General features: G+C 57.7%; 6 protein-coding genes and 1 pseudogene. 4 read left to right on the top strand and 3 right to left on the bottom strand.

The features are described from left to right. A partial coding sequence (locus ETQ85_RS27390; protein WP_342781984.1) for a hypothetical protein occupies positions 1–296 on the bottom strand: 296 nt, incomplete at its 3' end. 1,280 nt (positions 297–1,576) lie between these two features. Here ETQ85_RS27390 and ETQ85_RS27140 point away from each other — a divergent pair. Next, positions 1,577–3,043 (top strand): annotated as a pseudogene (locus ETQ85_RS27140) (DNA translocase FtsK); the annotation flags it as partial. Between the two features lie 384 nt (positions 3,044–3,427). On the opposite strand, the gene istB reads toward ETQ85_RS27140, so the two are convergent. Both istB and istA read right to left on the bottom strand, forming a co-directional pair. Continuing rightward, positions 3,428–4,180, bottom strand: a complete 753-nt coding sequence (istB, locus tag ETQ85_RS23210) for an IS21-like element helper ATPase IstB (protein ID WP_148581421.1) — start codon at positions 4,178–4,180, stop codon at positions 3,428–3,430. Further along, on the bottom strand, positions 4,177–5,727 hold the full coding sequence (gene istA, locus ETQ85_RS23205) for an IS21 family transposase (RefSeq protein WP_148581420.1): 1,551 nt from the start codon (positions 5,725–5,727) through the stop codon (positions 4,177–4,179). The genes istB and istA overlap by 4 nt, the downstream gene beginning before the upstream one ends. A gap of 695 nt (positions 5,728–6,422) precedes the next feature. On the opposite strand from istA, the gene ETQ85_RS23195 reads away from it, so the two are divergent. From ETQ85_RS23195 to ETQ85_RS23185, 3 genes are all read left to right on the top strand, one after another. After that, the gene (locus tag ETQ85_RS23195; protein WP_148581419.1) at positions 6,423–7,169 is read left to right on the top strand and encodes a hypothetical protein; all 747 of its coding nucleotides are present in this window, start codon (positions 6,423–6,425) and stop codon (positions 7,167–7,169) included. A gap of 143 nt (positions 7,170–7,312) precedes the next feature. Beyond that, a complete protein-coding gene (locus ETQ85_RS23190) occupies positions 7,313–7,696 on the top strand; it encodes a hypothetical protein (protein ID WP_148581418.1) in 384 nt (127 codons plus the stop codon). Between the two features lie 98 nt (positions 7,697–7,794). After that, positions 7,795–8,848, top strand: a 1,054-nt coding sequence (locus ETQ85_RS23185) for a TolC family protein (protein WP_148581426.1), incomplete at its 3' end; no start/stop codon positions are given.

Raw genomic sequence — 8,848 nt, 5'->3', positions numbered from 1 at the left:
TCGTGGCAAGCCAGCAGGGTGTCGCGAAGGTGTTTGGCCCCGGTGATGCCTGTGTAATTCCTGGCGGATTTACCGGTCTGTTTGAAGTGCTTGAGCCGGTGAAGAAACACTACGTCTTTATTGAACGATCGCTTTTCTAGGCGTGTCCGAGACGCTCGAAAAAATTCGGCAGGCTGCTCGACAACTTTAGCTGATAGGTTTTTGGTGGCGCGCTGAGCTTGCTCGACATTCCGATCCGTCAGTATGAGATTGACGGGGTGCTTGTGAGCATTCGTTTGGCTGGGTGCTGATTTCATGGTGGGCACTCATGTGCGCTAGCAGTTGTGCGGTGTTCTCGGCCAAGCCTTGGCACCGAGACCTTGCGGTGTTTGAAGAGATTCTCGATGACACGCCTAAGACGGTAAAATCGAAACTTTTGCGGTGCATCGGCAGTGAACCCTACTGGGCGAAGTCTGACTAGCACTGCCATTGGAAAGCTGTGAATCCCAAGGACAAGGCAACGCCGCCCGGTGCGTCATCATCCGTTCCGGCAAGACCCGCCGAGCAAAGCGCATCATCGACAGCGGCCTGGTTATACGAGCATGTCGCGGCGGATCACGCGTGGATTCGGCAGAATCTGGCACTCATTTCCCGTGGTCGCCCTCTATCGTCGCCAACGGAAGCACCGCCGAAAGTCGAAGCCATTGATGAGGCCGAGATCCGGGCTCGTCTGCTGAAGATCCACGGTGGTCGCCTCCCTGGCCGGGCTGGCCGGCAAACCGGCCACATCGCGCAGGAGCCTATACCATCCGAACCAAGCATGGCGCCCGCCGCCAGCCGTGCCCCGTTTGCCATGCCTGCAACGTCCGATGTACCGGTGCCAAACGCCGTTCACCCCATGACGACCAGCAAACGCCCGCCGTTGAACATCTCCTCGACACCACGTGCCAGCCTGGTCAAACCTGCACCGGGCAGGGCGGGCCAAACTTCACTATCCGGGGAAGAGGAAACTGTCTCGCCCGCACTGAGCGCGACCTCACCACAGCCCGTCGTTGTCCCGACTACGGTGCCAACTCCCAATCCGAATCCTCTCCCCATCGTCCGACCAAGAGGGCAAGCGCCGCAGGATGTCCCCCCGGCTATCGCCCGCAATGCGCGGCGGCCAGCTATGCCCGAAGGCGGACAGCGGCTGACCAGAAAACCGATATCCGCCACTTTGAGCGCTCCCCGCCCTCTGCGCACGCCGATCTCGGCGCTTGCCACCCCAGAGGACACCGCCGCAGCCAGCTCGCAAGCTAGCACCACCAGTATCCCAGCGCCTTCGCTGCCACCGCCTGACATGCGGCAGGAAATGCTGGCCGTAGCCGGTGAGGCACAGGCCGAGCCTCGCACCAACATACTTGTCGAGGCGCCGCAAACTGCACAAGTTGCTTCAGAGCCCCTGTCTGTTAAACCGAGAATCGTCGTCCGGCCTACCGTTTCCATTGCCGCACCGTCCACCGCCCTTGAAACAACGGATATTGGCGGACAACAAAACGACGCAGCCATCACACGGCAGGTATCTCCAGCTGCTTCTGCCCCTCGCTCGCACGCCTGGGAAAACTATTCGCCGCCGCTGGCTCTGCTGCAGGCTCCATCTGGCATCAACACGCCGGCCGACCTCGATGCCTTGAGTCAGAATGGCCGGCTGATCGAGGAGCGGTTGGCTGATTTTCGGGTCAAGGTTATGGTCCGTGATGCCTTTGCTGGGCCGGTCATTACCCGCTACGAGGTGGAGCCCGCAGTTGGTGTCCGTGGGGCGCAGGTGGTCAATCTGATGAAAGATTTGGCACGAGCGCTCGGTGTCACATCAATCCGCGTGGTCGAAACCATTCCCGGGAAAACCTATATGGGCCTGGAACTGCCGAATGTGCAGCGCCAGACGATACGCCTGTCGGAAGTGCTTTCGTCTGACCTATTCCAGCAGCACCCGTCACGGCTGGCAATGGCCCTGGGCAAGGACATCACCGGCGAACCGGTGGTCGCCGACTTGGCCCGGGCGCCGCACATGCTGGTGGCCGGAACCACTGGTTCCGGCAAGTCGGTCGGGGTCAATTCGATGATCGTTTCGCTGCTCTATCGGGCGACCCCGGACGAGGTGCGCTTCGTCATGATTGATCCGAAGATGCTGGAACTGTCCGTCTATAACGGTATCCCGCACCTGCTAGCACCGGTTGTCACTGACATGAAGCTGGCGGCCAATGCCCTGCACTGGTGTGTGACGGAAATGGAGCGACGCTATCAATTGATGAGCCACCTCGGCGTGCGTAACCTAGCGGGCTACAACCAGAAAGTCCGCGACGCACAAGACGCCGGCAAGACGATCTACGATCCCATGCCGCTGGTCCCGGAAAGCCCGACACCACTGACGACCTTGCCGTTCATTGTCGTTGTCGTCGATGAGTTCGCCGACCTGATGATGGTCGCCGGCAAGAAAATTGAGGAATTGATCGCCCGCCTAGCGCAAAAAGCGCGAGCTGCTGGTATCCACCTGATTCTTGCGACGCAACGTCCGTCCGTCGATGTCATCACCGGCCTGATCAAGGCCAACATCCCAACGCGCATTGCTTTTCAGGTCTCTTCCAAGGTAGACAGCCGCACCATCCTCGACCAGATGGGTGCCGAAAGCCTGCTTGGTCAGGGCGACATGCTCTACCTGCCGCCGGGTACAGGCTATCCGCAACGCGTACATGGCGCTTTCGTCACGGATGACGAGGTTCATTCACTGGCAGAACATCTGAAACAGTATGGCAGCCCGGATTACCTTGAAGCGGTGCTCGGCAATCCCGACGGCGGCGAAACAGAATCAGGGCCAGCCACTAGCGTCGAGGACAGTGACCCACTGTACGACCAAGCCGTCGCCATTGTCATCGAGTCGCGCCGAGCCTCGATCTCGTTGGTCCAGCGGCAATTGCGTATCGGCTACAACCGCGCAGCACGTCTGGTTGAGCAAATGGAAATTGCTGGCATCGTCAGCTCGATGGAATCGAATGGCAGCCGTACCGTCCTCGTTCCCGAGCACTGAGCGCCTGCCCGCCAGTGCTGCAACGCCGAGCGTTTCGCATCGGCGCGATGCGTTCCAGCCACGATCTTCCGGCGGGCCGCGCACCGTATCAGTCGCTGATGTACTGGATATTTTTTAACTGATAATGGCTGATGTAATAAACAATTAGTTGCACGAGCTGCAATGCCCAATCACCAGAACCTGTCAGCAGCCTCTCTGTTCTTGTGGTGCCCCGAGGTTTAAGTTGGCATTCCTGCAGATTTCGGACGTTCGTGCTCACACCGTTCGGTTGGACGTGATCAGTAGCTTAAACCGCTATTGATCACGTCCAACGGTGGTCATGAACGCTGGTCCGGTATCGTGACCACGGCAACCGGCTACCTGCGCACTCTTACGGTACCGTGCTCACGCCTCCTCCAGTCGTTTGCGTGCATTCAGTTTGCGCATCGACTCCCCCTTTAGCGTGAGGCAATGCGATTGATGAACAACACGATCCAGGATGGCATCGGCAAGGGTTTTATCTGGAAAAAAATCATGCCACTGAGTCGTTGGATACTGACTTGTAATTAACAATGATCCAGTTCGGACCCGATGGTCGATCACATCCAGAAGTACTTGGGATATCGGCGAGGTGAGATTACCCAAACCAAAATCGTCAATAATGAGAAGTGACGGCCTTTCTAAACTCACTTTCAGTTTTGCTAAGGATCCGTCGAGAGATGAAGTAGATATAGCTTCATACAAATCGCTTGCACGATAGAACATCACGGGGAGTCGAAGGCGGCAAGCTTGATTTCCGAATGCGCTGGCGAGCCAAGTCTTTCCTACTCCAGTTGCACCGAGAATGATAACGTTTAGCTGCCTTTTAATCCATTCGCAGCTTGATAGATTTGCGACAATCTGCTTTTCGAGACCTCTATCTGGCCTAAATTCAATATCCTCCAGTGATGCACGATCCGGCAATGCCGCATCCCTGATCAGACGCTTGAGTTTTCTCGACTCTCTTTCGTTCTGTTCTTGGTCGACGAGCATTGCTAAGCGCTCGTCAAATCCAAATTCATGAAGCTTGGGCTGTTGGAGCTGATTCTCGTAAGCCTCCGCCATGGTTGTCAGCCGTAACGCCCGAAGTTGAGTCAAGGTACGGTTTGCGATACTCATGAATCGACTCCAAAATAATCAGCCCCACGAACGTTTTCGTGCGTAGCACGAACAGTGGTCGAATTAGCCTCAGCAATGGCATGAGCCTGCTTATCTGCTGATTGCTTCAGAATGGACTCGATATTCCGGAGCGCGGTCATGTTGAGCGAGAGGGCATAGATACACACCTCTTCAATACGCGATTCTCCATACGCATGGGCGAGGCTTCGAATCCGACGCGCAGTTTTAAGTCCATTCGTCCTGTCTTTGCGAGTTTCCAAATGGTGATTAATCATTTCCTCGGTTTTCCCACCTACGGATTGCGCCCAGTCCATGAGAGCCTTCGGTTCCCCCTCCAATACGCGCAAATGAGCGGTCGGCCGATGCTCGTCATGCGTGGAGTTTCTGCCTGGCTCCGTGATCAAGCTGTGAAGCGCAACCCTTTTATTTTTGTGCATGATTTCGAGCATCGTTGCGGTGTACCTCAAATCTACGCGCTCACCGCGCAAGGTATGAGGTACCGAGTAGAAGCACTTACCATGCTCGACGTGATAGTCATCCCCTACCCTTACTTTGTAACGCCAATCACAGATTTCGTAGGGAGATTCGGGCAATGGTTTTAGTGCCTTTTGCTCGACAGATTCAAATCTTTCAAGTCGAGAACCCTGGATTTTCTTGAATTTGTGGCCATTGAGGCGATCCATACCCTTACGGAGTTCTAAATTCAGCTCTTCAAGGGAAAAAAACACCCGATTACGAAGAGGGAAGAGTATTCCCATCTGAATGATTTTTACGGCGACCTCTGCCTTGGCCTTGTGCTTGGGTTTGCGCACACCGGTCGGCATTGCTGCTGTGTCGTAGTAGCTTAGACAATTTCTGTAGGCCGGATTGACGATAATCTCGTCTCGCTCACGGCGCAAAATGGCCGCTTTTAGATTGTCGGGAACGACCCACTCGGGTGCGCCACCAAGGTAAGCAAAGCAATCTACGTGACATTTAATCCAGTCGTTGGTGCTTTGGGACGCAACGGCTTGAATGTAAGTAAGACTGGAATAGCCCAGCGATGCGACAAAGATTTGTGCATAGGTTGACGGCTCTCCGTTCCGATCTCGGATCTCGATGACCTTACCTGCGAAGTCGACGAACAGGTTTCTCCCCGGCTCGTGAACTTGTCGCATGACGATGTGCCGGCTTTTGCTCCACGCTTTGTATTGTTCGCAGAACTGGGTGAAGCCGATCCCGGTCGGGCACTGTTCGCGCCATTCTTGCCATATTTGCTGCAGCGTGGCATCGGGAAACTGCATTTGTTCATCAACCCACTCCCAGTTGGGAGAGGGCTTCCGCTGCGCAATAGAACGATTCTGGGTCTTGAGAGCTTCTATCCATGCGTCGTCGTCCAGATCACGAAGGTCGCTCCAGGCAAGGCCTGATGCCTTTAGTTTTGAACATAGCGCAGATACGGTGTTGGGCGATACTTGAAGCCCAGAGGCAATGGCCCTATTGGACTGAGTGGGATCGTAGAAATGCATACGCGCGATTTCGCGTTGCAGGCGTACTGGGAGCCGCATGGCGGGATTCCTCAAAGAACGTCCGACAGGTCTGGTCGGGCGAGGACAAAGCCATCCCGCACGTACACCTGCTCGTCAAAGGCATATCTGACCTTGACGACGGGGCGTGCGCAGCCGATACTATCCTCACAGTCGGCGAGACTTGTAAAAGTAGTATGTAGCGCGCAACGCCCGAGGCAGCCTCCTCGGGCGTTTGCGTTTCAGGATGGGGATTCGGTGGTGATCGGATTGTCTAGCGGATGCCATCCTTTCCGACGCACTGAGTGCGCATCTGCGCTAACCAGTCGGCAACATCTTGTGTCAAAGCAAACAGCCCTCGACGATTGGGCACTGTGAATAGAACGATGCCGATTTGTCCACGGCGACGCGCTTGTCGGAGCGAGGCTGGAGATCTATGCCCCAATGCAGTCATTAGATCTGGTCCACCCATCAATGGCCCATGGAGATGTAGCAGCGACTCCCGTAACTGTGTTCGGAATAGCTCACAGACGTCGAGTCCATCGTTGGTTGTTGGCATCATGACCAAGTGTTTACGGATACGTGATGTCACGCAGTGTTCATCTCTGTCGCATTTTTCGCCACCCGCTCCGATAATTTGATTTTTAGTACTCCAGACAGATCATATGCAACCGCTTGCGGAACCCCGCGGCCGTGGCCGGCCTCCGACAGATCCCATCGACCAACTTCGAACCCGTATGTGGTTTCACGCCGTCAAGCTCCAGTCGGGCTTACCGTCCGCGTACGCCATCGAGATGGCGCTGGACGGCGAGTTGGTGCGAAAGCGGGAGTCCGATGTCGCGCGGCCGCGAAAATGGGATACCTACGAGAAGGGCTCAAAGGTACCCAGAGACAAGCCTGGGACGCGGAACGTCATTGACCAAGCCGAAGCTCGTTTCCCTGGAACCGCCGTCTGGTTCCGCAGTCCAATATGGCGAATGCTTAAGCGGGAGAGGCTTGATCGTCGCGCCATTGAAGCCGAGATGAGGGCGCTTTCTCCGCAAGTCCGTGCCCTCTTGTTTGAAGCTGAGCTTCGCGGTACCGAGCGGGAGCTGAGATTCAAGGCATTTGAGGGCGATGACGAGCAAAAGCTCTGGGAGATGTGCAACTTTGAAGCGCTGGTCACGACCTTGCTTCTCGTGGCTCAGTCAGAAGAAATCGCTTCTAAGGAGCTGCACGAGCAGGCTTTGCAACTCTATTTAGACCTGCAAGCTGGGTTGATGAAAACAGTCGAACTGGCTCCCTTCTACCCTGAACTCTTTTCATTGATTGATCTGCGTTTCAAGCACTGGGGGTATCTGGCCTCGAACCAACGCATCGAAATCGTGATCTTCTGGCAAGGTTACCAGGAGGCGTTGGCAAAGCGGGCAAGGGACGCCGCGGCTGCAGCCCATGAAGCCCTCGTCACGCCGGATGGGTTCCTGACGGATGGGGATCCATCATGAATCTTGGTGGTGTGGGTTCTGCATTTGCCTCCAACTTTCGATGCTGGTCCCCTGGGCGGCGGCAGTGGTCGGGCACGTTTACCTTCAGCTCCCCAATCAGGCCTGCTTAGCAGATCAGCGGATTCATGCAGTAGAATCCGCCCATGCACCGCATCCTAGCCATCCTCCTCATGCTGCTCGTTCCGCTCCAGTTTGCCTGGGCGGCGGCCGAGAGCGTCGACGGTCACTGGGGGGAGGATGTGGTGGCCCTGGGCTTTCACGTTCATGACACGGATCATGATCACCAGCACGAATCCGATCCTGACAGCGATCATGACGGGCTGTTCGGGCTGAACCAGATCCCTGATCACGGTGAGGACGGACATCATGACGGCGGGCACTATCACCCCCTGTTCAGCACGCTGATCATCAATCCCGATCTAAATCTCGGCGACCCTCCACCTGGTGTTCGCCCCGTCCGGCCACCTGCCGCCTTCACGTCTCACATCCCCCCGCTGTTCGACTGGCCTCCATCGGTTCTGCTGTAGAGCCGGCAGGCCCGTTTTCTCCAGGCTGCTTCGCGCAGCCGTCGCCTTTCATCGCCTGCCGGTGACCTCGACCCTGTCATTTCGTCACGAGGAATCCGATGCGACACCTGCTATGCATGGTTTCGCTCGCGCTGCCGCTGGCTGCGTGGGCACAGACCAATACGCCCCAATCTGCACCCCAATATCGCTCGCTGACCGAGGCTGATGCCGTTCGCCTTGGCCTTGCACGGAGCGATCTCTCCAGCCTTGAACGTGGAAGCGTTGAGGTGGCCGAGGCGGATGCCCTGGCCGCCGGCCTTCCGCCCAATCCCACGCTGGGCTACAGCCGTGATGGCGGTCGGCGTGGCGCCGATGCCACCGAGCAGACCTGGCTGATTGCCCAAACCTTCGATGTGTCCGGGCGTCGCGGACTGCGCCGGGAAGCCGCCGGTGTGCGTGTGGATGTGGCCAGCGTCGGTAACGCCCAGCGTCGCAAGGAGATTGCCGCCGAAATCCGTTACCGCTTCCACGAAGTGCTCCTCAAGCAGGAGACCATCAGTTCGACCGAGGCCTGGACCCGGCGTTTCGCGCGCGTCGAGGGCATCGTCGACAAGCTGGCCCGTAGTGGCGAAGCCTCCGGCTATGACCGCCGTCGTCTTGCCCGCGAGCGCCAGACCGCCCAGGCGCGTCTCAGTGTCGAGCAGGCCGATCTCGAACGGGCGCACGAACGTCTGGCTGCCCTGATCGGCACGCCCGGCGCGCCTCTCGCACCCGTCAGCGGCGTGCTGCCTCCGGCAGGCTTACCTGCCCTTGACCAGGCTCTGGGGGGACTTGAACGGAGGCCGGATCTGCAAGCCCTTGCCCGGCGTGCCGAAGCGGCCGATCTCGACGGCCGGGCTGCCTCCCGTGGCTGGGTGCCGGATATCACCGTTGGCGTCGGCCCCAAGTACACGGATAACGGTGTCGGCCGGGACACGTCGACCGTCGTCACCCTCTCTATTCCCCTGCCGGTCTTCGATCGCCAGCAGGCCGGTGCGCGCAGGGCGATAGCCGATGCACTCAGCGCTCGCTCGGAATACGCCTTGATTCGTGCCCGCGCGGAAGGCGATCTGCGTGGCCTGCACCGCCAGGTCGAGCGTCTGAGCACCGCCGTGGCTGATTACCGCACGCGTG

Source organism: Zoogloea oleivorans (assembly GCF_008107625.1).
GTDB lineage: Bacteria > Pseudomonadota > Gammaproteobacteria > Burkholderiales > Rhodocyclaceae > Zoogloea > Zoogloea oleivorans.
The sequence above is the reverse complement of the archived record's forward strand: the minus strand, read 5'-3'. Positions and strand labels throughout refer to the sequence as shown.